Consider the following 24,375-nt stretch of genomic DNA (forward strand, 5'->3'; position numbering starts at 1 on the left):
CCGCGCTTTTATGTGATCGGCGATAACTAGCGGCTCTCCTGACGTCAGTCGATAGTCACCACCACCTTGCCCATGGCCTGGCGGCTGGCCAGGTGGCGGATGGCGTCGGCGGCCTTGTCGAGCGGGAAGCGCTCCGAGACGTGCGGCTTGATCTTGCCGGCTTCGTAGAACTTCAGCAGTTCCTGCACGCTCTCGGCGTGGCGCCCAGGGTTCTTGCCGACCCAGGCGCCCCAGAACACGCCCACGATCTCGCAGCCCTTCAGGAGCGCGAGGTTCAGCGGGATTTTCGGGATGTCGCCGGCGGCGAAGCCGACCACGAGATAGCGGCCTTCCCAGGCGATGGAGCGCAGCGCCGGCTCGGCATAGTCGCCGCCCACGGCGTCATAGATGGCGTCGGCGCCGTTGGGGCCGCAGGCCTGTTTGAAGAGCTCGGCCAGCTGCTTCTGTCCGTCGCGGTCGAACGGGCCGCGGCCGTAGACCACGCCCTCGTCGGCGCCATGGGCCTTGGCGAGGTCGACCTTCTCCTGGCTGGAGCAGGCGGCGATCACCCGGGCGCCCATCACCTTGCCCAGCTCCACCGCGGCCAGGCCGACGCCGCCGGCGGCGCCCAGAACCAGCAGGGTCTGGCCCGGCTTCAGGTCGGCGCGATCCTTGAGCGCATGATAGGAGGTGCCATAGGTCATGATGAAGGCCGCCGCCTCGTCGAACGGCATGGCGTCGGGAATGACGGTGAGGCGCCCGGCCTCCATGGCGATCTCCTGGGCCATGCCGCCCCAGCCGGTGTTGCCCAGCACCCGGTCGCCAGGCTTGACGTTGGTCACGCCTTCGCCGACGGCCTTGACCACGCCGGAGACCTCGCCGCCGGGCGAGAACGGGCGGGCCGGCTTGAACTGGTACTTGTCCTCGATGATCAGCACGTCGGGGAAGTTGACGCCGACCGCCTTGACCTCGACCACGGCGAAGCCCGGCTTGGCCTCCGGCGAGGCGACGTCTTCCAGAACGAGCGTTTCCGGACCGCCCACCACCTTGCTCAACAGCGCCTTCATGCTCGCGTCTCCCGCCTGTTCTGGAAAAGTGCGGCGGACGCTAGCGCAGCGCCGGAAGCGGCGGAAGAGCGCAGGCGAACATTTGTTTGAGTCCGGATGCGACGCAGCTCCGTTTGGAAGCCGGCAAGGCATCGCCTATATTCCAGGCTCTTCCGGACAGCGAGTTCCTCCCTTGGGCGTCACCCTTGATCTTTCGCGCGCGGCCGCCGCGCCCGTCGCCGCCAAGCCGAACCTTTCGGGCCTGACCCGCAAGGCGCTGGCGGCTGCGCTGGTGGAGGCCGGCGTGGTGAAGCCTGAGAAGGCGAAGATGCGCGCCAGCCAGCTCTGGCGCTGGATCCACCACTACGGCGTCACCGACTTCGCGGCCATGACCGACGTGGCCAAGGAAACCCGGGCCGCACTGGCCGAGGCCTTCACCCTGGCCCGTCCCGAGGTGGTGGAGCGCCAGGTCTCCCGCGACGGCACGCGCAAGTGGCTGATCCGCATGGCCCCGGGAATCGAAGTCGAGACGGTCTACATCCCTGATGTCGGCCGTTCGGGCGCGCTCTGCGTCTCCAGCCAGGTGGGCTGCACGCTCAACTGCACCTTCTGCCACACCGGCACCCAGGCGCTTGTCCGCAACCTGACGGCGGCGGAGATCGTCGCCCAGGTGCAGGTGGCTCGCGACGACCTCTCCGAATGGCCGAGCCCCAAGGAGGATCGCCGGCTCTCCAACATCGTCTTCATGGGCATGGGCGAGCCGCTCTACAATCTCGACAACGTCGCCGACGCCATCGACATCATCGCCGACAATGAAGGCATCGCGATTTCCCGGCGCCGGATCACCGTCTCCACCTCCGGCGTGGTTCCGGAGCTGAAGGCGCTCGGCGAACGCACCCAGGCCATGTTGGCCATCTCGCTGCACGCCACCAATGATGCGCTGCGCGAGAAGCTGGTGCCGCTGAACAGAAAGTACCCGATCGCCGAGTTGATGGCGGGCATCCGCGCCTATCCGGGGCTCGGAAATGCGCGGCGCGTGACCTTCGAGTACGTCATGCTCAAGGGCGTCAACGACAGCCCGGCCGAGGCGCTCGCCCTGGTCAAGCTGCTGAAGGGCATTCCGGCCAAGATCAACCTGATCCCGTTCAATCCCTGGCCCGGTACGGACTACGAGTGCTCCGACTGGGCGACCATCGAGCGGTTCGCCGCCGTGCTGAACAAGGCCGGCTACGCCTCGCCCATCCGCACGCCGCGCGGTCGCGACATCCTCGCCGCCTGCGGCCAGTTGAAGTCGGAGAGCGAAAAACTGCGCGCCAGCGCCCGGCGCCGGATTGCGACGGATTCGCCCGCCGCCTGAACCGGTTGCCCAAGCGTGGCCGCTCCGTGCTAACCATGCGGCCCAGTTTCGAAGTCGAGCGGACCCCCTCATGCCGCCACAGTTGCAGTCGCCCGAGATCCAGGCCTTCGCCACCGGGTTTCCGATCACCCTGCTGCATGCAGGCGTGACCATCCTGATCCTGCTGGCCGCGGCGGTGATCTATGTGCTGATGACGCCGCACCGGGAGATTTCCCTCATCCGCGCCGGCAACGCCGCGGCGGCGATCTCCCTGGGCGGGGTGCTGATCGGCCTGGCCATTCCCCTGGCGGCCTCCCTGAGCTCGTCCACCTCGATGATTGAGATCGGCGTCTGGGGGGCCTCCACCGTGGTGCTGCAGCTCCTGATCTTCCGGCTGGTGGACATGCTGCTGCGCGGCCTGCCCCAGCGGATCCAGGAGGGCGAGGTTTCGGCCGCGGCGCTCCTGGTGGGCGCCAAGATCGCCACGGCCCTGATCATCGCCGCAGCAGTCAGCGGCTAGGCCCATGCATTTTCCACGACTTCCGGACTGGCTGGTCTATTCGGCGGTAGTGACCGCCTTGCTGGTCGCCGCGGTCGGCCGGCAGGAGCGCGCCGACGCCCCGCCGCCGCCGCCGCCCATGCCGGGCGACGAGGGCCTGCCGCTCGGTCCCGCCTCGCCCTTCGATCCGGAAGTGGTGGTGGAGGTGGCCCAGCAGGTGAAGCCCGGCGCCGGCACCGCCTTTTCGGTGGCCGACAGCGGCGTGTGGGTCACCGCGCGCCACGTGGTGGACGGCTGCACCCAGGCCGCCATCGTGGTGGCCGAAGGGCGCGGAGTGGAGGCCCGGGTGCGGATCGATCCCCACGGCGAAGCCGCCGTCCTGACCACCGAGGGGGGTGCGCCGCCCCTGCCGCTCGGCCTGGACCGCCCCTTGAGGCGCGGCGACCGAGCCTTCCATCCCGGCTATCCGCAGGGCGCGCCGGGCGAGGCCACCTCGCGCCTGCTGGGTCGCGAAAACCTGGTGGTGCGGGGGCGCGGCGCGCGCACGGAGTCGGTCCTGGCCTGGGCCGAGACCGGCCGCACGGACAATCTGAAAGGTTCGCTGGGCGGGCTCTCCGGCGCGCCGGCCCTCGACGCCGCCGGCCGGGTGATCGGGGTGACCGTCGCCGAGGCGCCGCGGCGCGGCCGCATCTACACCACCGCGCCGGAAACCGTGGCCGAGGCCCTGATGGAGGCCGACCGCCGCCCCTCGGACTTCGCGCTCGGCGAACCGATCACGCCGGAAAACTACGGCCGCGTCTCCGACGCCCTGCGCCGCGACCTGCGGGTCGCCCAGGTGATCTGCCTACAGACCACCTGACCTGGCCGCCTTTTCCCGCCGCGCGGCCGAGCGCGCGACCCAGAAGGCCAGGGCGACGCCCAGCGTCCCCAGGAGGGCGGAATAGACGAAGAAGACCACATAGCCCGCGCCCAGGGCGGCGGGCGTGACGCCGGACTTCTCCATGGCGCCTGCGAAGGCCTCCGGCGGCAGGCGGGCGAAGAGGGCGGTCAAGCCCACGAACGCGCCGCCGTCGGCCGCCCCGGCCGCGCCTTCCACCACCCGGCCGGACTGGGAGGCGACCAGCTTGCCCAGCAAGGCGTAGAGTGAGGAGAAGAGCGCGTACTGGGTGGCGGTGAAGCCCTGGCCCGTCAGGCTGGACATGTAGGCGATCAGGCAGGTGCCGGCGAAGCCCGAGGCAATGTTGTCGACCCCGATGGCCACGCTGAGCGCCCAGAGCTGCGGCCCCTGCAGGGCCAGCCAGGCGAAGACCAGGTTCGAGAGCGGGCCGGCGAAGGCGCCGATGACCAGAGACCGCATCAGGCCGAGCCGGGCGATGGCGAAGCCGCCCAGGCCCACCCCGATGACCGACATCACCGCGCCCAGCACCTTGCGGACTTCGGCGATCTCAAGCTTCGAATAGCCCATGTCCAGGTAGAACGGGTTCATGATGTTCAGCACGAAGTCCGACAACCGGTAGACGCAGATCAGCGCCAGGATGGCGGCTGCGGACCTGCCGTAGCGTCCGAAGAAGTCGGCCAGGGGCTCGCCCAGCGCGGCGCTCATATAGCGGCCGGGCCGCGTCCTCAGCCCCGGGGCCGGGCGCGCGGCCAGGAAGATGACGATCCCGCCCAGGGCCACGCCGCCCACCTGGAAGAAGGCGCCCCAGGGCTTGCCGGTCCAGACCTCGGCCACGGCCTCTCCGGCGCCGGTCAGGCCGACGGTGGAAAGCCCCGCCTGCAGGATGGCGGCGTTGCCGGCCAGGCCCGATCCCAGCACCAGGGCGCCGAGCACGAAGAGCGCCAGCCGGATCGTCCATTCCAGGGCGTCTCGCGCGGGCGCGGCGGGGATGCCGCCGGTGTCGATGCGGCGGATGACGTGCTGGGCTTCGCGCGGGGCGCCGACGACGCCGAGCACGCCCACCAGCATCAGGAGGGCCATGATCGCGTAGGAGACGCTCCAGCCCGCATAGTCGGAGAGTGCGAGCGGCGCTACGCCGGCGACGATCATGGCGATCCGGTAGCCCCACTGATAGGCCGCGGCCATGGCGCCCTGCTTCTCGGTCACCGCAGCTTCGATGCGCCAGGCGTCGATGACAATGTCCTGGGTCGCCGAGACGAAGCCGACGAGGACGGCCAGCGCCGCCATCAGGCCCAGGCTGACGATGGGATCGGTCCCGGCCACGCCCCACAGCCCCAGCATGATCGCGCCCTGGCAGACCAGCATCCAGGACCGGCGGTGGCCGAGCAGGCGGGTGAGGCCCGGCACCGTCGCCCGGTCCACTAGCGGCGCCCACAGGAACTTCAGCGAATAGGCGAGCGTCGCCAGGCCGAAAAAGGCGATCACCTCCAGCGAAAGCCCGGCGTCGCGCAGCCAGGCCGACAGGGTGTCGAAGATCAGCAGGTTGGGCAGGCCGGAGGAGAAGCCCAGGGCCAGCATGACCAGGGAGCGGCGCTCCAGATAAACGGCCAGCGCCTGCAGCGCGCCGCGCTTCTCGCCCTCTCCGGTCTCGGCTTCGCTGGTCATGGACATCCCCGCTGCGCGGGGCGCCCCCCGCGATGTCAGGCGAAATTGGCGCGCTGCGGGGCGGGCGTCCAGCCGGAGGTCCTGCCGCGCATGCGACCCAAGACCTCACGCAGGGCGTCGGGGGCCAGGGGCTTGACCAGGAAATCGTCCATGCCGGCCGCCAGGCAGGCGTGGCGATCTTCCTCGAAGGCGTTGGCGGTCAGGGCGACGACCGGGGTTGCGACCCCCTGTTCGCGCAGGCGCCGGGTGGTCTCCAGCCCCGAGAGGCCCGGCATCCGCATGTCCATTAAGATGAGGTCGTAACGGCCGACCGCCACGGCGGCCAGCGCCTCCTCGCCGCCGCCGGCCTGATCCACCGCGCAGCCTTCGCGCGTCAGCAGGGTGCGGGCCAGGAGGGCGTTGATCGGATTGTCCTCCACCAGCAGCACCCGCGTCCCCGGGGCGCTGGCCGGGGCGATGCGGTCGTCCTCGCTGGCTTCGTGGCGGTGGGCCTCCGCTCCGGCGGCGGCGAGCACGCGCTCCACCAGCGAGCCGCGCCGCAGGGGCTTGATCAGGTAACCGGCGAAGCCGGCGGCGCGATAGGCCTCGATCCGCCCGCGGTCCTCGGGTGCCAGCAGAACGATGGCGGTGCGACCCGCCGGCCGCTTCAGGATCCGCCCGGAGGCGAGCGCATGGTCGAGCAGGACGACGTCGGCCTCGCCCAGGCCTTCGAGGCGCGCCGTCTCATGCGCCCGCGCGCCGGCGGCCTCGAGCTGCAGGCGGGCGGCCTGGCGCACGATCGGATTGGGCGAGGCGGCGGCGACGGTCAGCCCCGCCAGCAGGCGCTCCGGCCGCACGGCCAGGCGCGGCAGCTTGGCCTCGAACCAAAAGGCCGCGCCGCCGCCGGGCGCGGTCTCGACACCGACGCTCCCGTCCATGGCGACGGCGAGCTTGCGGGCGATGGCCAGGCCTAGCCCCGCGCCGCCCAGCTGCATGTCGTGGAACGGATCGGCCTGTTCGAAGGCCTCGAAGATCTTCTCCCGCGCCGCCTCGCTGACTCCCGGCCCGGTGTCGGAGACGGTGAAACGCAGGGCCCCGCCGCGCTCGGCCACGGCGATCAGCACCCCGCCCTCGCGGGTGAACTTCAGCGCATTGCCGGCGAAGTTCAGCAGGATCTGGCGCAGGCGCCCCTCGTCGGCCAACACCTGGCCGATCCCCGCGGGCGCGGCCCAGGCGATCTCCAGGCCCTTTTCCCGCGCCCGGGGCGACAGCAGTTCGCACACGGCCCGCAACAGGGCCTCCACCTCGAAGGTGGACGGATGCAGCTCGATGCGATCGGAGCCCAGCTTGGCGAAATCGAGCACGTCGTTCACCAGGCCCAGCAGGTGCTCGCCGGAATCGCGCAGGGCGGCCACATAGGCGCGCTGTTCGGCGGTGAGCCGGGTGCCTTCCAGGAGGCGCGCCATGCCGAGCACGCCGTTCAGCGGCGTGCGGAACTCGTGGCTCAGAGAGGCCAGCTGCTCGGCGCTGACGCTCGCGGGGCGGGGCTTCCGGGGCATGGGCTCAGAGCCTAGGCCCTGCGGCTTAACGGCGCGCTACCGGTTCGCCATCTCCTCGGCCAGCGCCAGGAGGGCGCTGCGGGCCGCGGCGGTCGGGATGGCGGCATAGGCCTCCACCAGCTCGGCCGCGCCGTTGACGCCCAGCGCCCGGACCAGGCCCTCGTCGGCTTCGGCCAGCTTGCCCTCCTCGCCCACCAGCCAGCCGACAGTGGTGTCGAGCGCCTGGGCGGCGAGGACCAGGGTCGAGCCGGACACGCGATTGGCCCCGCGTTCGTACTTCTGCACCTGCTGGAACGACACCCCGATGCGATCGGCGAGCGCGCTCTGGCTGACGCCCAGGCTCTTGCGCCGCAGGCGTATCCGCGCGCCGATGGCGATGTCGACCGGATCGGGTCCCGTCGCGTCGTCGAGAGGCATGGGATCTCCGTTCTGAGACAGAATGTGGCCAAGCGCCGCCATGGCTAGCGGCGGTTTGCGCGAGAGGTTAACCTGCTCATCTTATGCGCGCGCCGCAAGGGACGGTCGAGAATCCTGTCGAACTCCTGACTCCTCGGGAGCGAGAATGCCTGCGGCTCGTCGACCGCCACCTTTCCTCCAAGCAGATCGCCCGGCAGCTGGGCATGTCCAAGGCCTCGGTCGACACCTATTGCGACCGCGCCCGGCGCAAGCTGGGGGTAAGCGACCGTTACGAGGCCGCCCGCCGGCTCGCCGACCACGCCGCCTCTGTCCCGATTGGATCGGGACAGGACGCGATCAGGACAGACGCCAGGCCCCGTCCGTGGCCCGATGACCTCCAACAAGGAGGTGCGCCAGATGGGCGACTGGTTGAGCGAATTGGCCGACGTGAGGGCCCGGACCTCGGACCTGGAGATGGATCCCGCGGTCGGGCGCCGCCGGTCGGCGGTGCGGCAGGCGATGCGGATCCGCCGCGAGGCGGAGACCTTCGCCCGGCGCTGGCCCGAGCCGGAACCGTCGGAGCCGCAGGCGCCGCCGATCTGCTGGAGCCAGCTGGAGCGGCAACTGGCCGATCTGGCGGGCTGCCCGATCAGGGCCGGCATGGCGCGGGACCTGATTTCGGCCACGCGCAAGACGGCGCGGTTCAAGCCGCCGGAGATGGTCTGGCGCGAGATTCTCTGCCTGGCCTGGGCGCTTCTGGACGAAGGCTTCCCGGCCGATCCGCCGGAGGGTTCGGCCGCAACGACCTGAGCCCGGCCGCAAGGCTGGGGCTCGTGGGCCTGATCGCCATCCTTTCGGCGCTCGCCTTCGGAGCGCTGCTGGCGGGCCTTCACGCCCTGCAGAATCTGGTCTGAGGCCCTCGCGGCCGAGGGCCGCACTCCCGGAAAATCGGGACTAACGAACCGCGCCGGCCTCCCCGGCGCGAGGGGGACTGTTCATGCTCAAGCAACGTCGTCTCATCGCCGACCAGGTGGCGGCGAACCTCTTCGAAGCCGAAGCCGCCATCGACGCGGCCCTGGCCAAGACCGCCAGGCTGGCCTGCGTCATGCCGGAACTGCGCGCCGACGCCGGCCTTTCGGCCCTGATCGGACAGGATGCGGTGGAGCGCGCCAGCGAAGCCATCGCGGCCCTGGCCAGCGCCCGCCGCGCCATCGTCGAGACCCACAAGGAGCTCGACCTGGCCAAGACCCAGATCGGACTGGGGGCGGTAGTGTTGAGCGGAGTGCCCGATGTGAAGCCGCTGATGGCGGACGCGCGTACAAACCGCGCGCTCCGAATCGCCGACGTGGCGTAGGTCTCGTCTTTCGGACCGGCGCCGAATTCTGACATCATCGAAGCCCTTCGATGCTCTGGAGGGCTTCGTGTTTCTTCGCACCCTGCCTCAGCAGGTCTGGTTCGTGGCGCTGGTGGTTGTTTGCATCCTGGCGTTCTGGCGAGGTGGGCGGCCGGAGCGTCTGGTGGCGGTTTTGTGGGCGATTAGCTGGCTGATCAGCCGCAGTGTCTATAACTACGACAACTGGATCGACCCTCAGTGGAGCGTATTGGCCGTCGACGTTGGCGTGCTGATCGCATTCGCTGCGCTGGCGGCGTATAGCGACCGAACTTGGCTGCTATTTGCGACGGCATTCCAGCTGCTGAACGTCGTCACACACGTCGCGATGATTGTGGATTCAGAGGTCCGCGCCCGCGCCTACGTCTATGGTTTGGTGATCTGGAGTTATATGGTTTTAGCCGCGATAGGTGTCGGCGCCTGGGCCGAGGGGCGGCGGGAAAGCCCAAACCGCTAGCCCGACGTTCGCTGTACCTCCTGACCGCGCCTCGACGGTGTTGGCGAGAGAAGCGTTTTTCAAGCCATGGCCGGCGCGCCCACGCGTCGGTAGATCAGCGCCTCGGCCACGTGCACCCGGCGGACCGAGCCGGAGCCTTCCAAATCGGCGATGGTGCGGGCCAGGCGCAGGGTGCGGGTCCAGCCGCGGGCGGTCAGGCCGCCGGCCTCGGCGGCCTTGGCGAGCAGGCTGCGGGCGGCGGGTTCGAGCTCGGCGATCTTCTCCAGGAAGTCGCCCTCGGCGCGGGCGTTGAGGGTCGGCCCCGACTCCCCGGCGCGCTCGGCCTGCAGGGCGCGGGCGGCGGCCACGCGCGCGGCGGCCTCGGCCGTGCCTTCCGACGGCGCGGGCAGGGAGAGGTCGGCGGCGGTGACCGGTGGCACGTCCACCTGCAGGTCGATGCGGTCCATGAAGGGCCCCGAGACCTTCATCTGATAGTCGGTCTGGCAGCGCGGGGCCCGACCGCAGGCCCCGCGGCCGGCCCCGCCCAGGCCGCACTTGCAGGGGTTCTGCGCCGCTATGAGCTGGAACCGGGCGGGATAACGGACATGGGCGTTGGCCCGCGCCACGATCACCTCGCCCGTTTCCAGGGGCTGACGAAGTGAGTCCAAGGCCTGGGCGCTGAACTCGGGGAGCTCGTCCAAAAACAGGATTCCGTTGTGCGCCAGGGAGACTTCGCCCGGTTTCACGCGCAGGCCGCCGCCGGTGAGCGCGGCCATGGAGGCGGAATGGTGGGGGCTGCGGAACGGGCGGGCGCGGGTCAGCTCGCCCTTGGCGATCAGGCCGGCCACCGAGTGGATCATCGAGGTTTCGAGCAGCTCGGCGGGCGAGAGCGGCGGCAGGAGCCCTGGCAGGCGGGCGGCCATCATCGACTTTCCCGAGCCGGGCGGGCCCGTGAACAGCAGGTTGTGGCCCCCGGCGGCGGCGATCTCCAGGGCCCGCTTGGCGTTTTCCTGGCCCTTCACCTCGCGTAGGTCGGGAACGCGATCGCCGTCGGTCATCGGCCCGGGCTTGGGCGGCGAGAGGATCTGGGTTCCTCGAAAATGGTTCACCACCGCCACCAGCGACGGGGCGGCCAGGATCCGGGTCTCGCCGGCCCAGGCGGCTTCCGCCCCCGAGGCCTCCGGGCAGATCAGGCCCAGTCCCATGGCGCCGGCGGCCACGGCCGCGGGCAGGGCGCCGGCCACGCCGACGATGCGGCCGTCCAGCGACAGCTCGCCGACCGCCGCCCATTCCGCCAGGGCGTCGGGCGGTATCACCCCCATGGCCGCCATTACCGCCAGCGCGATGGGGAGGTCGTAATGGCTGCCCTCCTTGGGCAGGTCGGCGGGCGCCAGGTTGGCGATGATGCGGCGCGAGGGCATGGCCAGGCCGAGCCCGGCGAAGGCCGCCCGCACCCGCTCGCGGCTTTCGGCGACGGCCTTGTCGCCCAGGCCGACCAGCATGAACTTCATCTCGCCGCCGGTGAGTTGGACCTCCACGTCCACCCGACGCGCCTCCACTCCCTGGAAGGCGACCGTGACCACCCGCGAAGCCATGCCCGATCCTAGAAATCCAAAGCAATTATCCACAAGCCCAGCATGGCTTGCGGGTCGGATCAAGAACAAAAACAGAACTATTCGGGAAAGTGAGACGTTTCCGCGACGTAGCGGCGTCTCTTCATCCAGAAGCTAAGCCGTGGCTCGCATGGATTCAATCCGGTCCCACAGGATCGCCGTGGCGTCGACGCCGGTGAATCGCTTGAGCGCCTGGGCGCCGGTGGGGGAGGTGACATTGATCTCGGTGAGATAGTCGCCGATCACGTCGATGCCGACGAACATCAGGCCCCGCCGCTTCAGCTCCGGGCCGATGATGGCGCAGAGTTCCTTGTCCCGCGGCGAGAGCTCGACCGCCTCGGCCCGGCCGCCGACGGCGAGGTTGGAGCGGATCTGGCCTTCCTTGGGCACCCGGTTGATGCCGCCCACCGGCTCGCCGTCCACCAGCAGGATGCGTTTGTCGCCCTTGGCGACGGAGGGGAGGAACTTCTGGGCGATCACCGGCTCGCGGCCGATGGCCCGGTGCAGGTCGAGCATGGCGTCGAGATTGGGGTCGTCCGACAGCAGCCGCGCCACGCCCGAGCCGCCGAGGCCGTAGAGCGGCTTGAGCACGATGTCCCCCTGGCGATCCCGGAACTCGCGCAGGGCTTCGAAATCCGAGGTTATGAGCGTCGGCGGCTGCACGCCGGGAAAGTCGGTGACGAACAGCTTCTCCGGCGCATTGCGCACCTCGGTCGGGTTGTTCACCACCAGGGTCTTGGGGTGGACCTTGTCCAGGAAATGGGTCGAGGTGATGTAGGCCATGTCGAAGGGCGGGTCCTGGCGCAGCAGGACCACGTCGAATTCGGCGAGCTCGCGCACCTCCCACTCGCCGAAGGTCACGTGATCGCCCTTCACCGGCCGCACCGTGGCCGACCGCCCGCGGGCGGTGACCACGCCGTCCTCCATGGCCAGGCGGTCGGGCGTGTAGACGAAGAGCTCGTGCCCCCGCTCCTGCGCGTTGAGCAGCATCAGGAAGGTCGTATCGGCCTCGATATTGACGGACTCCAGCGGGTCCATCTGGACGGCGACCTTCAACGGCATGGGCGGCGGCTCCCTAAGGCTAAGGCGCCTGACATAGGCGGCAGGAAGCGCGAGCGCCAGCGCTGGCGCTCAGTTGAGGCGAAGCCGCACCCGCTCCCGCTGGGCCCGAGCGGCGAGGGCCGCCCCGCCGTCGAGGGTGGAGGCGTGGGCCAGGGCCTGCAGGGCGCCGGCCAGCGCCCCCTGGCCTTCGCGGGCGGCGGCGACGTCGAGCCAGGGGCGGTGATCGCCGGGATCGAGCAGCGCCCGGCGCAGGGCGGCCCGTTCCCCGCGGGCGAAATCCCGCGCCGCGCTGGCCCGCGCGAAGATGTTGTTCTGCAGCCGGATCAGCACCGCCCGGTCGCTGACCGGCGCCATCAGCCGGTCCAGCCGATCAGCCACGTCGGGGGTGAGGCCCGCGTGCAGGGCCCGCCGGGTCAGTTCCGAGGGCAGAACCACCCGGCCCTCGCTGTGCGGGTCCATGGCCAGGGGGCCTTCCTGGGTCTCGATGCGCAGCAGGAAGTGGCCCGGAAAATCGACACCCTTGACGGTCAGGCCGCACTTGCGCGCCACGTGCAGGTAATAGACCCCCAGCGCCACCGGCAGGCCCTTGCGCCGCTCGGCCACGGCGATGATGCAGGCGTTGTCCGGATGCTCGTAGGTGAAGAGGTCGCCGTTGAGGCCCAGGTCCCCGGCCAGGGTCTCGGCCAAGGCCTCCTCCGGTGATTCCTGCTGCAGGCGCTCGGTCAGGCGCTCCACGCCCATGCGGGCCAGCTCGCGGGCCTTTTCCGGGTCGCGCGCAGGGTCCTCGTGCACGGCGCAGGCGATGGCGGCCTCCAGGAGGGGGAACTCCCCCTCCGGCGCACGGCCGGCTTCACGCAATACGGCTTCGGCTTCCTCTCGGGTCATACGGTCCCTGCGGATCTAGCCGCCCTTCCAGGCGTCGGGACTGTGAATCGGCAGGCGTCCCGGCGCGAGGGCCACCAAATCGAGCCGAACCGTCAGATTTTGCAAGCGGGGCCGTCGCGCGGCGACGGCCTGGCCCGCCCGGCGCAGCCGTTCGCGCTGCTCCAGGGTGACGGTTTCCAGGGCCTCCGCGAGGGTGCGGCGCTGCTTGACCTCGACCACCGCCAGGACCTGGCCGCGCACCGCCAGAAGGTCGATCTCGCCCAGCCGCGTGCGCAGCCGGAAGCCGAGGATTCGATAGCCCTTCAGCATCAGCCACAGCGCCGCCCAGGCCTCGGCCCGGCGGCCCGCCAGCCGGGCGGCCGCGCCCCGCGCCCGACGGGCCGCGTTCATTCCTCCCGCTCCTGACGCATGGCCATGGCGCGGCGATATAGGTCGCGGCGGGGCAGGCCGAGCGCCTTGGCCACCTCGGCGGCGGCCTCGGCGGGACGCAGGCGCGACAGCGCATCGGCCAAGGCTGCATCGGCGTCGGCCGCCGTGGCTGCGGTCTCCCGCCCCGGCCCCACCAGCACCACGATCTCGCCCTTGGGCGCAGCGAGCCTCGGATCGGCGGCCAGGTCGGCGAGCGATCCCCGCAGCACGGTCTCGTAGAGCTTGGTCAGTTCCCGGGCCACGGCCGCCTCGCGGGCCCCGAACACGTCGGCCATGTCCGCCAGGCTGGCGGCGAGGCGGGAGCCGCCTTCGAAGAACACCAGGGTGGCGCGCAGGCCCGCCAGCTCCTCGAAGAAGGTCCGCCGCGCAGCGGACTTCGGCGGCGGAAAGCCGGCGAACAGGAAGCGGTCGGTCGGCAGGCCCGCCACGCTGAGCGCCGCCAGCAGGGCCGATGCGCCGGGAATGGGGATCACCGCGTGTCCCTGCGCGAGGGCCCCGCGCACCAGCCGATAGCCGGGATCGGAGACCAGGGGCGTGCCGGCGTCGGAGACCAGGGCGACTCGCGCGCCGTTCGCCAAGGCCGCCAGCGCCTTCGGGCCGGTCCGTTCGGCCGCATGCTCGTCATAGCGCTCCAGCGGCTTGGAAAGGTTGAAGGCGGAGAGCAGCTTGCCGGCCACCCGGGTGTCCTCGGCCAGGACCAGATCGGCGCCGGCCAGCACGTCCAGGGCCCGCAGGGTGATGTCGCGCAGATTGCCGATTGGGGTCGCCACCACATAGAGGCCGGGCGCCAGCGGGGCGTCGGAAAGCTCAGGCGGCGGCGGGCGGCGGGACATGGGTGAAGGCTTCGCCGCTTGAGCCGCCGATGGCAAGCCTCAGACCCCCAGCCGGGCCGTGACGTGGTCCAGGACTAGGCGGCCGGCGCGGGTGACGCGCAGGCGCTCAGGATCCTTGGCGATCAGCCCCTGCGCGACGAGGCCGGTGATCTCCGGCCGGTCGGGGGAGAGCGCGAGCGGCGCAAGCTCTCCGAAGGGGACGCCGTCGTCGATCCGCAGGCCCGACAGCAGCCGCTCCTGCGCCGCGGCGCGCGCGTCGAGCACGTCGTACTTGGCGAAGCCGTTCCCCATGTCGAGGACGTTGGCCACATAGTCGGCCACCCGTGGGGCCGCGTAGGTGGCGATGCGTTGGCGGCGACCGGTGATCCGCCCGTGGGCGCCTGGACCGACGCCGACATAGTCTCCGCCGCTCCAATAGACGAGGTTGTGGCGGGAACGCGCCTGTGGGCCGCGGGCGTGGTTTGAGACCTCGTAGGCGTCGAAGCCGGCGGCCTCCAGCACCGCCTGGGTGGTCTCGAAAAGTTCGGCGGCCGTGTCTTCGTCGGGCGGGACCAGGGCGCCCCGGCGAACGGCGCGCTCGAAGGCCGTGCCGCCTTCGATGGTCAGCTGATAGGGCGAGACGTGCTCGGGGCCCAGGGCCAGGGCCTCGGCGAGCTCGGCGCGCCAGGCCTGCGGCGTCTGGCCGGGCCGGGCGTAGATCAGGTCCAGGGAGAGGCGCGGGAAGACACGGGCGGCGGTCTCCGCCGCGCGCCGGCCGCCGGCGGCGTCGTGGTTGCGGCCGAGTTGCCTGAGGTCCGCATCGTTCAGCGCCTGAAGCCCCAGCGAAAGCCGGTTCACCCCGGCGGCGGCGAAGGCGGCGAAGCGTTCGGTCTCGGCGTCGGTGGGATTGGCCTCCAGGGTCACCTCCACCTCGCCGTCCGGAGTCCACAGCTTGCGCGCCTGGGCGATCAGTTCGCCGGCCCAATCGGGGTCCATCAGCGAGGGCGTGCCGCCGCCCAGGAAGATGGAGGCCAGGCGCCGGGGACCCGTCAGCTCGGCCTGGGCGACGAGGTCTTCCAAGATGGCGCCGAACAGGGCGATCTGCTCCTCGCGCCGCCCACGGTCGCGCACGACGTTGAAATCGCAATAGGGGCAGACCCGGGCGCAGTAGGGCCAATGGATATAGACCCCGAGCGCCGGGCTCCCCGCCGGGGGAGCGGGCGGCGTCAAAGCAGGGCGGCCTTCAGCTTGGCGAAGGCGCGGGCGCGATGGCTGATCGCGTCCTTGGCCGCGGGATCCATTTCGCCGAAGGTCTGCTCGCCGCCTTCGGGCACGAAGATCGGATCGTAGCCGAACCCCTTGTCCCCGCGCGGCGGAAAGGTCAGCGCGCCGTCGATGCGGCCCTCCACGACCACCGCCGGCCCGTCGGGCCAGGCGACCGCCAGGGCGCAGGTGAACCAGGCGGCGAAGTCCTCGGCGCCCGCCTCTTCCAGGCGAGTCTCCACCTTGGCCATGGCCTCCCGGAAGTCCTTCGACGGACCCGCCCAGCGGGCGGAGAAGACGCCCGGCGCGCCGTCCAGGGCCGCGACCGACAGTCCGGAATCGTCAGCCAAGGCGATAAGGCCGGAGGCGTCGGCGGCCTGGCGGGCCTTGAGCAGGGCGTTGCCGGCGAAGGTGGCCTCGGTCTCCTCCGGTTCGGAAAGGCCGAGCTCGCCGGCGGTGGTCAAGGTAAACCGGTTCTCCAGGATCGCCGCCAGTTCCGCGGCCTTGCCGGGATTGTGGGTGGCGACGACCAGGCGGGCGCCGGGATCGAGCTTCAGGGGCATGGAACGCGCCTTGTCACTTTCGAGCACTGGACGAAGGCCCCGCAGCATAGGGGGATGCGACGACGTGTGTATTGCAAAAGTTTAATATCGTTTTTCGATAAGGGCCTTGGCCGAGCGGCCGCTTCGCCCTATCGACAGGCGGGCGGAAAAGTCGGAGGCGATGATGCGCGCCTTGGGGCCGGGCTCGGTTTCGAGCTTCCTGAAGATCATCCTCGACGTGGTGTTCTTCCTGCTTTGGGCGGGGCTGGGCGTCGTGGCCCTGATGATGCTGGCCGCCATCATGTTCAGCTTCAACCCGTCGCTCATCGACGACATCACCATCCGCACCGGCGCCGGCGGGGCCGAAATGGCCGCCAAGGGGCCGTTCCTGCTGGGCGGGCTGGCGGCCATGGCGCTCTATCTGGGAGGCGTGCTGGTGATCGTCGAGCGCCTGCGGCGGATCTTCGCAACCCTGACGGCCGGCGATCCCTTCCATCCCGACAATGTGATGCGCCTGCGGGTGATCGGCCTGGTGCTCGCCGGGCTGGAGATCGGCCGCTATGCGGTCTGGGGCCTGGGGACCTGGCTGCTGCCGGGATCGGAGATCAACACGCCAGGCTTCAGCCTGACCGCGTGGTTCTCGGTGCTGGTGGTCTTCGTCCTGGCCGAGGTGTTCCGCGAAGGCGCCCGCCTTCGCCGCGAAGCGGAGCTTACGATCTGACATGCCGATCCGGGTTCTTCTCGACCGCGTGCTGCTCGAACGGCGCATGTCGCTGACCGAACTGGCCGATCGGGTCGGCGTCACGGTGCCCAACCTGTCGATCCTGAAGACCGGCAAGGCCCGGGCGGTGCGCTTCACCACCCTGTCGGCCCTCTGCCGGGAGCTGAACTGCCAGCCGGGAGACCTTCTGGAATACGTTCCCGGCCCGGAGGAGCCCTTCCTCGACGAGGAGGAGTAGGTCTGGGGCGCATGTTGCGCCGCAACAACACATTTGACCATCTGGTGAAAAGCGAGGCTCAAAAGCCTTGCGTCTCCAGGGCAGACTTCATATGTGCATCGCAACAAAATGTTGCAACGCACAAATGGAGGCGGCCATGGCTCAGGCCATCGAGCGTTTCATCCTCGCCCTGATGGGGCCCATCGCGCGCGAAATGGCCCGGATCCCGTCCGGTTCGTTCCGCTTCATGCTGATCAACGGCTTCTAAGCAGCCGTTCCCAAGACCAGCGGCGGGCTGTCCAAGGCTTGACGCGTTCGGAACGCTTCACTTTGCGGAACGCGCTCAGCCGCCCGTCGCGGCCCTCTGGAGCTCGCACAGCTCCCCGATTCCCTTGCGGGCCAGGGCGAACAGGGCCTCGAACTCGCCCTGCGAAAATCCACGCTTCTCGCCCGTCGCCTGGATCTCGACGATGTCGCCGGTCCCGGTGAGGACGAAATTGGCGTCGGCCTCGGCGTTGGAATCTTCCTCGTAGTCCAGGTCGAGCACCGGGGTTCCGGAAAACACGCCGCAGGAGATCGCCGCCACCTGATCGAGGATCGGGTCGGCCGAGATCACCCCCTCCTCCATCAGATATTTCGTCGCCAGGCGCAGGGCCACCCAGGCCCCGGTGATCGCCGCCGTGCGCGTGCCGCCGTCGGCCTGGATCACGTCGCAGTCGATGGAGATCTGCCGCTCCCCCAGCCGGGCGGGGTCGACCACCGCCCGAAGGGAGCGGCCGATCAGGCGCTGGATCTCCTGGGTGCGCCCGGACTGCTTGCCCTCCGACGCCTCCCGCCGGCCGCGGGTGTGGGTGGCGCGCGGCAGCATGCCGTACTCCGCCGTCACCCAGCCCAGGCCCCGCCCGCGCATGAAGGGCGGCACCCGGTCCTCTACGCTGGCGGTTATCAGCACCTTGGTGTGGCCGAAGCTCGCCAGGCAGGAGCCTTCGGCGTAGCGGTTGACGCCGGTTTCCAGGACGACCGGGCGAAGGGTCTCGGGCGAGCGTTCGGACGGACGCATGACGGGGCTCCTCAAGGCGGCGTGGCGGCCGGCGCCTTGCGCCGCCGGAGTGCGCGCTTATCCTAGATCGAGGAGGTTCCGTCCATGGCTCCGAAGGAGCGACGCCGACAGCCGTGACCAGCCCGCTGCTTTCGCCCGGGCCGTCCCTCGCCGAATTGGACGAGCGGGCCCGCGACATCTTCCGCCGGGTGGTGGAGAGCTATCTGGAGACGGGCGAGCCGGTGGGTTCGCGGACGCTCTCCAAAGGCGGGATTCAGCTGTCCCCGGCTTCGATCCGCAACACCATGCAGGATCTGGCCGAGCTAGGCCTGCTGGACGCCCCACACGTCAGCGCCGGCCGGCTGCCGACGCACGCCGGCCTGCGCCTGTTCGTCGACGGCCTGTTGGAGGTGGGCGACGTCGGCGAGGAGGACCGCCGGGCCATCGAGGCGCGTCTCTCGGTCAAGGGCCGCAATTTCGAGGAAGCCCTGAACGAGGCCAGCGCCATCCTTTCGGGCCTGGCCGGCGGCGCCGGGGTGGTCGTCACCCCGGTGCGCGACGCCGGCATCAAGCATGTGGAGTTCGTCTCGCTCTCGGCCGACCAGGCGCTCGCCATCATGGTCTTCGACGACGGTCAGGTGGAGAACCGGCTGATGCGGCTGGCCGCCGGCGTCACCCCCAGCGCCCTGCAGGAAGCCTCCAACTTCATGAACGCCCGCCTGCGCGGCCGCACCCTGGCCGAGGCCGGGGCCGAGATCCGCGCCGAGCTCGACGCCGCCCGGCGCAAGCTGGACGTCGCCGCCGCGCGACTGGTGGAGGACGGGCTGGCGGCGTGGGGCGGCGGCGAGGGCTCGGAACGTGCGCTGATCGTCCGCGGTCGCGCCAATCTGCTGGCCGACCGGGAGACGCTTGAGGACCTGGAGCGCGTGCGCCGGCTGTTCGACGACCTCGAACAAAAGGAGCAGCTGATCGGTTTGCTCGACGATGTCCGCCAGGCCCAGGGCGTGCGCATCTTCATCGGCGCCGAGACGCGGCTGTTTTCGCTTTCGGGTTCCGCCGTGATCGCGGCGCCCTATATGACGGGCCGGCAGAAGGTGCTGGGCGCGATCGGCGTGATCGGGCCCGCGCGCCTCAACTATGCTCGGGTGATCCCGCTGGTGGACTACACCGCCCGCGTGCTTTCCCAGGTGACGAACGCGTAAAGGATGCTTGGAAACGACATGACCGACGATCAAACGCCGGCCGAGGACCTCAACGACGTGGCCGATGCGGCCGCCGACGAGCTGATCGCCCTGCGCGCCGAGGTGGCCGCGCTGAAGGACCAGGTGCTGCGGGTGGCCGCCGAGGCGGAGAACACCAAGCGGCGGGCCGAGCGGGAGGCCAACGACGCGCGCGCCTACGCCATCCAGAAGTTCGCCCGCGACCTGCTGACGGTATCGGACACGCTCGGCCGGGCCCTGGCCGCGCCGCCCCAGGGCGAGGACCCGGCGGTGAAGAACTTCGTGCTCGGCGTCGAGATGACCGAGAAGTCGCTGCTGGCGGCTTTCGAGGCCAACGGCCTGAAGCGGATCGAGCCGCCCAAGGGCGCGAAGTTCGATCCCCACTTCCATCAGGCGATGATGGAGCAGGCCTCCGACGAGGTGGGCGCCGGCGGGGTCATCCAGACCCTGCAGCCGGGCTACGAACTGCTCGGCCGGCTGGTGCGGCCGGCCATGGTGGTGGTGGCCGCCAAGGGATCGACCGGCGAGGCCGCGCCCGCCGAACACGCCGCCCCGGCCAATCCCTACGCCGGCGGCGACGCCGCGGCCTCGGGCGAAGAGGCGGGCGGTTCGGTGGACACCAAGGCCTGAACGAACAACGCCCCGCCGGGTGGCGGGGCGTTGAGTCGTGGGTCCGAAGTGGGCCTTCGCCTACTTCTTCATCATGTTCTTGATCTCGGCCTCGCTGGCGTTGATCACCGCCGCGCCGTCCTGGACGGCCAGGCTTGAGGCGTCGACGGCGAAGCTGTCGGCGCCCATCTGAACGGTCGCCACCTGGCCCCCGCTCTCATTGGCCTTCAGGTCGGTCACCGTGCCGATGGTGGCGCCGGTGTTGTCTTTCACCGCCTGACCGACCGCCACCTGGGCGGAGGCGTCGGCCGAGGCGCCGGCTTCGGCGGCGGGCGGCGCGGCTTGGCCCGCTTCGGAGGTCTGGGCGGCGGCCGGCAGGGCGGCCGCGGCGAAGAGGCCGGCGGCCCCGAGGATGGCGATCGTACGCATGGGATCTCCCGTCGTTGAGCATCCCCCGACGCCCCCTCACGGTTTCGTGTCAATGGGACCTGGGAGAGGCCCTGCTGCGGCCGAAATGAGGCCTGTTCAGTTCTCCGCCGTCCGCGTGGCCTCTGTCAGCCAAGCCAGGTAGGCGGGATCGACCGCGGCTGCTGCGACGCCGAGGATCTCCGGCGTCTCGTAGGAATGCTGTGCGCGGATCGCTTCGCGAACCGCCTCGAACAGCTCGGCCCGGGTCTTGATCGCGAGAAGCTGCTCGTCTGCGCGAGCGACTTGGCCCCTCCACACATAACGGCTGCGGATCGGCGTGATCTGGACGCAGGCCGCCAGCCGCCGCTCCAGCAGCAGCTCGGCGATGGCTTCCGCCTCGGACTCGGTTTCGGTGGTGGTCTGAACGACAACGGCCTGGAACATCTGCGCCTCCTTCGAACCCTCTCCTCTCCCGGAACCCTCCCGGGTCGCGGCGGCTTCATAACGCGGAAGGAAACCACGATGACGTCGTCACCCGAAAAGCCGGATCAGGACGCGACCGCCGACGGCCTGGAGTTGCTGGAGGACGGCCAGGAGGAGGTGTTCTCCCAAACCGCCGTCGCGCGCGGCTTCGTCAAGGATCCGACGGCGCTGGCCGAGGCGGACGAACCCGATCGGCCCTCGGAGGCCAGCCCCTAGCCCAGCAGGTTGGCCCGAACGGCGTCCTGCATCGAGGCATCTACGCCCAGTGATTCCAGATAGCCCTCCACGGTTCCGTGGCCGGCGCGGATCGCCTCGAGGGCCGCCGTCAGGAAGTCCGCCTCCACACCGAGGAACGCGCGGACGGCGGCCTCGGTGGGTTTGCGGCCCAGGGTCTGTTCCAGCGAGAGGGCCACCGTGGGCAGGCGCGCCTCCACGCCGACGGCGGCGTTGGTCAGCAGGTAGTCGGCGACGATCTCGTCCTCGGCCACGCCCAGCACGTGATGGGTAAGGGCGGCGAGCAGGCCGGTGCGGTCCTTGCCGGCGGTGCAATGGATCAGGACGCCACCCGGCGCGCGCGCCAGCGCCTCGAAATAGCGGCGGAAGAGATCCCGGTGACGTGGCTCGAACGGGGCCTTGGCGTAATAGTCGAGATAAAAGGCGCGCACGCTGGCCGGCGAGAGGTCGGTCCGGCGCAGGAAGGCGATGTGAGGGGCTTCGCCCACATCACCGATGTCACATTCGATCACCTCGGCGGCGAAGTCGGCCCACCGCCTCGAAGGCTGCGCCCTACGTTCGGAGATGCGGCGCAAGTCGACCACCGCGGCGAGGCCAAGCTCAGCCATGCGCGCCAGGTCCGCGTCGGTGGCCCCGCCGTGGTGGGCCGAGCGGAAGAGGCGGCGCGCGGCCGCGCGTCCCCCGTGGCGGCTGGCGTAGTCGCCGAAGTCCCGGAAATTGGCGACGCCTTCGTAGGAATGAATGCGCAGGTCCATGCCTCCCATGTTCCGCCAGGTGTGTGACAGGCGTGCGGTCGGAACCCACCGGAGGGCTCCGGGTTCTTCGCCCTGTCTCCAATGTCCTGAAGCGAGCGACCCATGGCCACCGACACCCAAAACCCCGCGGAAATGCAAGAGCGCCTGTGGAAGGAGATCGCTAAGGGGCGATACGGCATGCTCGGCGTGGTGGGCGGCGCCCCGGTGCAGCACTTCCAGCCCATGACCGCCTTCGCTGAACCGGAGACGGGGGATATCTGGTTCTTCACGCGCACCGACACCGACCTGGCGCGCAGCGTCGCGGACGGCGCCGAGGCCATGTTCGTCGTCCAGTCAAAGGACCAGGACCTTCAGGCGTGCCTCTCCGGCCGGCTGGAGCAGAACCATGACCAGGCGCGCATCGAGAAGTACTGGGGGCCCGTCGTGGCGGCCTGGTACCCGGACGGAAAGGACGATCCCCGCCTGACCATGCTGCGCTTCGCCGCCCGCGACGCCCAGATCTGGCTGTCCGAAGCCGGGCCGGTGAGGTTCGCCTATGAGATCGCCCGGGCCAACGCCACCGGACGGGAACCGGATCTCGGCGATCGCGCCCACGTCGACCTGGGTGGGGCCGCCCCTCACTAGGCCAAGGGCGCATGGCCGATTGACCCCCCAAAGGCCTAAGCGGTAACCTAACGCCGTTCTTCGACGGGGAGGCTCCCGTGGCGGGGTCCGAGACTCGGCGGCGGCTCATCGGCCGGATCGCGGCGGCCGGCGGCTTGATGCTGGCCTCGCCGGCGTTCGCCAGCCTGCCGCCGCAGGCCGAGCCGTTCGATCCGGCGCTCGAGCCAGACCTTCCCCCAACCACCATCGATACGCCCGGCGGCCCCTTCGACCACGTGGTGGCTCCGGTCTACCTGAACGGCCGCGGCCCGTTCCGCTTCATGGTCGATACGGGGGCCAACACCTCCTGCGTCTCCGCCCGCCTGGCCGACAGCCTGAAGCTGCCCCAGGGCCGGGTGCTGCACGTGAACACCGTGGTCGGCCGGCGGCCGCGCGCCAGCGTCCACATCGACGAACTGCTCGTGAGCGACCGCGCCCGCCGCAACGTCGAGGCGCCGGTATTGCCCATGGCGGGCTTCGACATCGACGGCGTGCTGGGCATCGACTGGCTGAAAGGTCAGCGGCTGGTCTTCGCCTTCAAGGGCCGGTCTATCGAGATCGGGAAGTCTCGCCGCGAGACCAGCCGCGAGGGCCGCGTGGTGGTGCCCGCTCGCCGCAAGTCCGGCCAGCTCACCATCGTCGACGCCGACCTCAGCGGCGAGCGCATCAACGCCATGATCGATTCCGGCTCGCAGTTCTCGCTGGGCAACCTCGCCGTGCGCAGGCTGATCGAGCGTCAGGACCCCACCGCCCGCAGCCGCGCCACCAAGGTGGGTCTGGTCAGCATCGCCGGCGAATCCTTCTCCGGCGACCAGCTCTATGTGCCGTTCATGCGGCTGGGCGGCCTGACGCTCGGCAATGTGCCGGTGGTGTTCACCGACGTCCCGGTCTTCAAGCTGTGGGACCTGCACGACAAGCCGACCATGATGCTGGGCATCGACCTCCTGACTCTGTTCGACAACGTGGCCCTGGATTTCGGCCGCTCCTCGGTGCGCTTCGACCTCGCCGGCGCCTGAGCGTCGCACTTGCGGGCGCAGCCCCTTCCACGCGCCCCGAATTCGACTAATGTCCCTAGTCCCTTCCCATCGGGGGGCGCCGGCGGTTCGTGCCGGCGCGCGGAGGTTCGGACCAAGATATGAAGCTTACGATCGAACGGGCGGCGCTGCTGAAGGCGCTGGGGCATGTGCAGAGCGCGGTGGAGCGTCGCAACACCATCCCCATCCTGTCCAACGTCCTGCTCTCGGCCGAGGGCGATCGCCTGACCTTCTCGGCGACCGATCTCGACATGGAGATCATCGACGAGGCGCTCGCCCAGGTGGACCAGCCCGGCCAGATCACCGCACCGGCCCACACACTCTACGAGATCGTGCGCAAGCTTCCCGAAGGCGCCGACGTTTCGCTTGCCTTCACGGGCGAGGATCCGCGGCTGACGGTCCAGGCCGGGCGTTCGCGCTTCAACCTGCCGGTCCTGCCGGCCGGCGACTTCCCGATGATGTCCTCCGACGGCCTGTCGGGGCGGATCGGCGTCGACGTGAACGATCTCATCCGGCTGGTCGACAAGACCCGTTTCGCCATCTCGACGGAAGAGACGCGCTACTATCTGAACGGCCTCTATCTCCACACGGTCAACGAGGGCGGCGCGCTGAAGCTGCGGGCCGTGGCCACCGACGGCCACCGCCTGGCCCTGGCTGAGATGGCCGCGCCGGAGGGCGCCGCCGGGGCGCCAGGCGTGATCGTGCCGCGCAAGACGGTGGGCGAGGCCCGGCGCCTGCTGGAGGACGCCGGCGAATCCATCGACCTGCAGGTCAGTCCCCAGAAGGTGCGCTTCGAATTCGGCGGCGCCGCCCTGACCTCCAAGGTGATCGACGGCAACTTCCCCGACTATGTCCGCGTGATCCCCAAGGACAACAACCGGGTCCTGATGGTCGACAACAAGCTGTTCGCCCAGGCCGTGGACCGGGTGGCGACGATCTCGGCGGAGAAGAGCCGCTCGGTGCGCATGGCCATCGAACCCGGCCGCGTGGTGCTGACCGTCCGCAACATGGAGGCGGGCCAGGCGGTGGAAGAGCTGGAGGCCGACTATGCCGGCGAGGCGTTCGAGCTCTCCTTCAACGCCCGCTACCTGCTGGACGTAACGGACCAGATCGGGGCCGAGCAGGCCGAGTTCCGATTCGGTGGGCCGAACGACCCGGCGCTCGTGCTCGATCCGGCGGACGCCGACGTCCAGTACGTGCTGATGCCGCTCAGGGTCTGACGGC

Annotated in this window: 29 protein-coding genes and 1 pseudogene; 15 read left to right on the forward strand and 15 right to left on the reverse strand. The window is 70.2% G+C overall.

Features of this window, described 5'->3' with window-relative positions:
- Positions 1 to 44: 44 nt before the first annotated feature.
- Positions 45 to 1,046: an NADPH:quinone oxidoreductase family protein gene (locus ACK41C_RS05785; protein ID WP_409651400.1), complete on the reverse strand. Its 1,002-nt coding sequence runs from the start codon at positions 1,044 to 1,046 to the stop codon at positions 45 to 47.
- A 172-nt stretch (positions 1,047 to 1,218) separates the two neighbouring features.
- On the opposite strand from ACK41C_RS05785, the gene rlmN reads away from it, so the two are divergent.
- The 3 genes from rlmN (at position 1,219) to ACK41C_RS05800 (ending at position 3,719) form a co-directional block, all read left to right on the forward strand.
- Positions 1,219 to 2,382: a 23S rRNA (adenine(2503)-C(2))-methyltransferase RlmN gene (gene rlmN / locus ACK41C_RS05790; RefSeq protein ID WP_409651402.1), complete on the forward strand. Its 1,164-nt coding sequence runs from the start codon at positions 1,219 to 1,221 to the stop codon at positions 2,380 to 2,382.
- Between the two features lie 70 nt (positions 2,383 to 2,452).
- Positions 2,453 to 2,881: a DUF350 domain-containing protein gene (locus tag ACK41C_RS05795; protein ID WP_409651405.1), complete on the forward strand. Its 429-nt coding sequence runs from the start codon at positions 2,453 to 2,455 to the stop codon at positions 2,879 to 2,881.
- Between the two features lie 4 nt (positions 2,882 to 2,885).
- A complete protein-coding gene (locus ACK41C_RS05800) occupies positions 2,886 to 3,719 on the forward strand; it encodes a serine protease (RefSeq protein WP_409651407.1) in 834 nt (277 codons plus the stop codon).
- On the opposite strand, the gene ACK41C_RS05805 is transcribed toward ACK41C_RS05800, so the two are convergent.
- Genes ACK41C_RS05805 through ACK41C_RS05815 form a run of 3 tightly spaced genes read right to left on the reverse strand, consistent with a single transcriptional unit; the run spans position 3,705 to position 7,378 of the window.
- On the reverse strand, positions 3,705 to 5,423 hold the full coding sequence (locus ACK41C_RS05805) for an AmpG family muropeptide MFS transporter (RefSeq protein ID WP_409651409.1): 1,719 nt from the start codon (positions 5,421 to 5,423) through the stop codon (positions 3,705 to 3,707). The genes ACK41C_RS05800 and ACK41C_RS05805 overlap by 15 nt on opposite strands.
- 35 nt (positions 5,424 to 5,458) lie before the next feature.
- Entirely contained in the window at positions 5,459 to 6,961 is a 1,503-nt protein-coding gene (locus ACK41C_RS05810; RefSeq protein WP_409651412.1) for a response regulator, read from the reverse strand.
- Positions 6,962 to 6,997: 36 nt separating this feature from the next.
- The gene (locus ACK41C_RS05815; RefSeq protein WP_409651414.1) at positions 6,998 to 7,378 is read right to left on the reverse strand and encodes a helix-turn-helix domain-containing protein; all 381 of its coding nucleotides are present in this window, start codon (positions 7,376 to 7,378) and stop codon (positions 6,998 to 7,000) included.
- Positions 7,379 to 7,461: 83 nt separating this feature from the next.
- Here ACK41C_RS05815 and ACK41C_RS05820 point away from each other — a divergent pair.
- The 4 genes and pseudogenes from ACK41C_RS05820 to ACK41C_RS05835 all read left to right on the forward strand — a co-directional run.
- Positions 7,462 to 7,650: pseudogene (locus tag ACK41C_RS05820) on the forward strand (response regulator transcription factor); the annotation flags it as partial.
- Between the two features lie 97 nt (positions 7,651 to 7,747).
- Positions 7,748 to 8,167, forward strand: a complete 420-nt coding sequence (locus ACK41C_RS05825; RefSeq protein WP_409653994.1) for a hypothetical protein — start codon at positions 7,748 to 7,750, stop codon at positions 8,165 to 8,167.
- A gap of 187 nt (positions 8,168 to 8,354) precedes the next feature.
- Entirely contained in the window at positions 8,355 to 8,711 is a 357-nt protein-coding gene (locus ACK41C_RS05830; RefSeq protein WP_409651416.1) for a hypothetical protein, read from the forward strand.
- A gap of 67 nt (positions 8,712 to 8,778) precedes the next feature.
- Positions 8,779 to 9,204 (forward strand): hypothetical protein, encoded by a 426-nt coding sequence (locus ACK41C_RS05835; RefSeq protein ID WP_409651419.1) that lies wholly within the window; start codon positions 8,779 to 8,781, stop codon positions 9,202 to 9,204.
- Positions 9,205 to 9,263: 59 nt separating this feature from the next.
- On the opposite strand, the gene ACK41C_RS05840 is transcribed toward ACK41C_RS05835, so the two are convergent.
- From ACK41C_RS05840 to rdgB, 7 genes are all read right to left on the reverse strand, one after another.
- Positions 9,264 to 10,778, reverse strand: coding sequence for a YifB family Mg chelatase-like AAA ATPase (locus ACK41C_RS05840; RefSeq protein ID WP_409651422.1), 1,515 nt, complete (start codon positions 10,776 to 10,778; stop codon positions 9,264 to 9,266).
- Between the two features lie 132 nt (positions 10,779 to 10,910).
- On the reverse strand, positions 10,911 to 11,858 hold the full coding sequence (gshB, locus tag ACK41C_RS05845) for a glutathione synthase (protein ID WP_409651425.1): 948 nt from the start codon (positions 11,856 to 11,858) through the stop codon (positions 10,911 to 10,913).
- Positions 11,859 to 11,927: 69 nt separating this feature from the next.
- Positions 11,928 to 12,743, reverse strand: a complete 816-nt coding sequence (locus tag ACK41C_RS05850) for a SirB1 family protein (RefSeq protein WP_409651427.1) — start codon at positions 12,741 to 12,743, stop codon at positions 11,928 to 11,930.
- Between the two features lie 15 nt (positions 12,744 to 12,758).
- Positions 12,759 to 13,133 (reverse strand): YraN family protein, encoded by a 375-nt coding sequence (locus ACK41C_RS05855; RefSeq protein ID WP_409651429.1) that lies wholly within the window; start codon positions 13,131 to 13,133, stop codon positions 12,759 to 12,761.
- Positions 13,130 to 14,005 (reverse strand): 16S rRNA (cytidine(1402)-2'-O)-methyltransferase, encoded by an 876-nt coding sequence (gene rsmI, locus ACK41C_RS05860; RefSeq protein ID WP_409651432.1) that lies wholly within the window; start codon positions 14,003 to 14,005, stop codon positions 13,130 to 13,132. The genes ACK41C_RS05855 and rsmI overlap by 4 nt, the downstream gene beginning before the upstream one ends.
- Before the next feature lie 39 nt (positions 14,006 to 14,044).
- Positions 14,045 to 15,214, reverse strand: a complete 1,170-nt coding sequence (hemW, locus tag ACK41C_RS05865) for a radical SAM family heme chaperone HemW (protein WP_409651435.1) — start codon at positions 15,212 to 15,214, stop codon at positions 14,045 to 14,047.
- On the reverse strand, positions 15,211 to 15,810 hold the full coding sequence (gene rdgB, locus ACK41C_RS05870) for an RdgB/HAM1 family non-canonical purine NTP pyrophosphatase (protein WP_409651437.1): 600 nt from the start codon (positions 15,808 to 15,810) through the stop codon (positions 15,211 to 15,213). Before rdgB ends, hemW begins: the two co-directional genes overlap by 4 nt.
- Before the next feature lie 163 nt (positions 15,811 to 15,973).
- Between rdgB and ACK41C_RS05875 the strand changes: the two genes are divergently transcribed.
- Entirely contained in the window at positions 15,974 to 16,510 is a 537-nt protein-coding gene (locus ACK41C_RS05875) for a DUF2975 domain-containing protein (RefSeq protein ID WP_409653932.1), read from the forward strand.
- Between the two features lies 1 nt (position 16,511).
- Positions 16,512 to 16,748, forward strand: coding sequence for a helix-turn-helix domain-containing protein (locus ACK41C_RS05880; RefSeq protein WP_409651440.1), 237 nt, complete (start codon positions 16,512 to 16,514; stop codon positions 16,746 to 16,748).
- 322 nt (positions 16,749 to 17,070) lie between these two features.
- On the opposite strand, the gene rph is transcribed toward ACK41C_RS05880, so the two are convergent.
- Positions 17,071 to 17,787: a ribonuclease PH gene (gene rph, locus ACK41C_RS05885; RefSeq protein WP_409651443.1), complete on the reverse strand. Its 717-nt coding sequence runs from the start codon at positions 17,785 to 17,787 to the stop codon at positions 17,071 to 17,073.
- A gap of 113 nt (positions 17,788 to 17,900) precedes the next feature.
- Here rph and hrcA point away from each other — a divergent pair, with 113 nt between their 5' ends.
- Together hrcA and grpE are read left to right on the forward strand one after the other, a co-directional pair.
- The gene (hrcA, locus tag ACK41C_RS05890) at positions 17,901 to 18,968 is read left to right on the forward strand and encodes a heat-inducible transcriptional repressor HrcA (protein ID WP_409651446.1); all 1,068 of its coding nucleotides are present in this window, start codon (positions 17,901 to 17,903) and stop codon (positions 18,966 to 18,968) included.
- A gap of 18 nt (positions 18,969 to 18,986) precedes the next feature.
- Complete coding sequence (gene grpE / locus ACK41C_RS05895; protein WP_409651449.1) at positions 18,987 to 19,616, forward strand: nucleotide exchange factor GrpE; 630 nt, start codon at positions 18,987 to 18,989, stop codon at positions 19,614 to 19,616.
- A gap of 60 nt (positions 19,617 to 19,676) precedes the next feature.
- On the opposite strand, the gene ACK41C_RS05900 is transcribed toward grpE, so the two are convergent.
- Both ACK41C_RS05900 and cutA read right to left on the reverse strand, forming a co-directional pair.
- A complete protein-coding gene (locus ACK41C_RS05900; RefSeq protein WP_409651452.1) occupies positions 19,677 to 20,024 on the reverse strand; it encodes a hypothetical protein in 348 nt (115 codons plus the stop codon).
- 96 nt (positions 20,025 to 20,120) lie between these two features.
- Positions 20,121 to 20,447 (reverse strand): divalent-cation tolerance protein CutA, encoded by a 327-nt coding sequence (gene cutA / locus ACK41C_RS05905; RefSeq protein ID WP_409651454.1) that lies wholly within the window; start codon positions 20,445 to 20,447, stop codon positions 20,121 to 20,123.
- A 78-nt stretch (positions 20,448 to 20,525) separates the two neighbouring features.
- Here cutA and ACK41C_RS05910 point away from each other — a divergent pair, with 78 nt between their 5' ends.
- Positions 20,526 to 20,702: a hypothetical protein gene (locus ACK41C_RS05910; RefSeq protein WP_409651457.1), complete on the forward strand. Its 177-nt coding sequence runs from the start codon at positions 20,526 to 20,528 to the stop codon at positions 20,700 to 20,702.
- Here ACK41C_RS05910 and ACK41C_RS05915 read toward each other — a convergent pair.
- Positions 20,699 to 21,475, reverse strand: a complete 777-nt coding sequence (locus ACK41C_RS05915; protein ID WP_409651460.1) for a tyrosine-protein phosphatase — start codon at positions 21,473 to 21,475, stop codon at positions 20,699 to 20,701. The two genes, ACK41C_RS05910 and ACK41C_RS05915, sit on opposite strands and share 4 nt — an antisense overlap.
- A 102-nt stretch (positions 21,476 to 21,577) precedes the next feature.
- Here ACK41C_RS05915 and ACK41C_RS05920 point away from each other — a divergent pair, with 102 nt between their 5' ends.
- The 3 genes from ACK41C_RS05920 (at position 21,578) to dnaN (ending at position 24,371) form a co-directional block, all read left to right on the forward strand.
- On the forward strand, positions 21,578 to 22,099 hold the full coding sequence (locus ACK41C_RS05920) for a pyridoxamine 5'-phosphate oxidase family protein (protein WP_409651463.1): 522 nt from the start codon (positions 21,578 to 21,580) through the stop codon (positions 22,097 to 22,099).
- A gap of 77 nt (positions 22,100 to 22,176) precedes the next feature.
- The gene (locus tag ACK41C_RS05925; RefSeq protein WP_409651465.1) at positions 22,177 to 23,133 is read left to right on the forward strand and encodes a retroviral-like aspartic protease family protein; all 957 of its coding nucleotides are present in this window, start codon (positions 22,177 to 22,179) and stop codon (positions 23,131 to 23,133) included.
- A 119-nt stretch (positions 23,134 to 23,252) separates the two neighbouring features.
- Positions 23,253 to 24,371, forward strand: coding sequence for a DNA polymerase III subunit beta (gene dnaN / locus ACK41C_RS05930; RefSeq protein WP_409651467.1), 1,119 nt, complete (start codon positions 23,253 to 23,255; stop codon positions 24,369 to 24,371).
- Positions 24,372 to 24,375 lie beyond the last annotated feature (4 nt).

It is taken from the genome of Phenylobacterium sp., from assembly GCF_046290725.1.
Classification (GTDB): Bacteria; Pseudomonadota; Alphaproteobacteria; order Caulobacterales; family Caulobacteraceae; genus Phenylobacterium.

Coding starts and splice junctions, on each gene's coding strand:
- ACK41C_RS05785 (WP_409651400.1), bottom strand. CDS start 1,046: ATGAAGGCGCTGTTGAGCAAGGTGGTGGGCGGTCCGGAAACGCTCGTT.
- ACK41C_RS05795 (WP_409651405.1), top strand. CDS start 2,453: ATGCCGCCACAGTTGCAGTCGCCCGAGATCCAGGCCTTCGCCACCGGG.
- ACK41C_RS05800 (WP_409651407.1), top strand. CDS start 2,886: ATGCATTTTCCACGACTTCCGGACTGGCTGGTCTATTCGGCGGTAGTG.
- ACK41C_RS05805 (WP_409651409.1), bottom strand. CDS start 5,423: ATGACCAGCGAAGCCGAGACCGGAGAGGGCGAGAAGCGCGGCGCGCTG.
- ACK41C_RS05810 (WP_409651412.1), bottom strand. CDS start 6,961: ATGCCCCGGAAGCCCCGCCCCGCGAGCGTCAGCGCCGAGCAGCTGGCC.
- ACK41C_RS05815 (WP_409651414.1), bottom strand. CDS start 7,378: ATGCCTCTCGACGACGCGACGGGACCCGATCCGGTCGACATCGCCATC.
- ACK41C_RS05825 (WP_409653994.1), top strand. CDS start 7,748: ATGACCTCCAACAAGGAGGTGCGCCAGATGGGCGACTGGTTGAGCGAA.
- ACK41C_RS05830 (WP_409651416.1), top strand. CDS start 8,355: ATGCTCAAGCAACGTCGTCTCATCGCCGACCAGGTGGCGGCGAACCTC.
- ACK41C_RS05840 (WP_409651422.1), bottom strand. CDS start 10,778: ATGGCTTCGCGGGTGGTCACGGTCGCCTTCCAGGGAGTGGAGGCGCGT.
- gshB (WP_409651425.1), bottom strand. CDS start 11,858: ATGCCGTTGAAGGTCGCCGTCCAGATGGACCCGCTGGAGTCCGTCAAT.
- ACK41C_RS05850 (WP_409651427.1), bottom strand. CDS start 12,743: ATGACCCGAGAGGAAGCCGAAGCCGTATTGCGTGAAGCCGGCCGTGCG.
- ACK41C_RS05855 (WP_409651429.1), bottom strand. CDS start 13,133: ATGAACGCGGCCCGTCGGGCGCGGGGCGCGGCCGCCCGGCTGGCGGGC.
- rsmI (WP_409651432.1), bottom strand. CDS start 14,005: ATGTCCCGCCGCCCGCCGCCGCCTGAGCTTTCCGACGCCCCGCTGGCG.
- rdgB (WP_409651437.1), bottom strand. CDS start 15,810: ATGCCCCTGAAGCTCGATCCCGGCGCCCGCCTGGTCGTCGCCACCCAC.
- ACK41C_RS05875 (WP_409653932.1), top strand. CDS start 15,974: ATGCGCGCCTTGGGGCCGGGCTCGGTTTCGAGCTTCCTGAAGATCATC.
- ACK41C_RS05880 (WP_409651440.1), top strand. CDS start 16,512: ATGCCGATCCGGGTTCTTCTCGACCGCGTGCTGCTCGAACGGCGCATG.
- rph (WP_409651443.1), bottom strand. CDS start 17,787: ATGCGTCCGTCCGAACGCTCGCCCGAGACCCTTCGCCCGGTCGTCCTG.
- grpE (WP_409651449.1), top strand. CDS start 18,987: ATGACCGACGATCAAACGCCGGCCGAGGACCTCAACGACGTGGCCGAT.
- ACK41C_RS05900 (WP_409651452.1), bottom strand. CDS start 20,024: ATGCGTACGATCGCCATCCTCGGGGCCGCCGGCCTCTTCGCCGCGGCC.
- cutA (WP_409651454.1), bottom strand. CDS start 20,447: ATGTTCCAGGCCGTTGTCGTTCAGACCACCACCGAAACCGAGTCCGAG.
- ACK41C_RS05910 (WP_409651457.1), top strand. CDS start 20,526: ATGACGTCGTCACCCGAAAAGCCGGATCAGGACGCGACCGCCGACGGC.
- ACK41C_RS05915 (WP_409651460.1), bottom strand. CDS start 21,475: ATGGACCTGCGCATTCATTCCTACGAAGGCGTCGCCAATTTCCGGGAC.
- ACK41C_RS05920 (WP_409651463.1), top strand. CDS start 21,578: ATGGCCACCGACACCCAAAACCCCGCGGAAATGCAAGAGCGCCTGTGG.
- dnaN (WP_409651467.1), top strand. CDS start 23,253: ATGAAGCTTACGATCGAACGGGCGGCGCTGCTGAAGGCGCTGGGGCAT.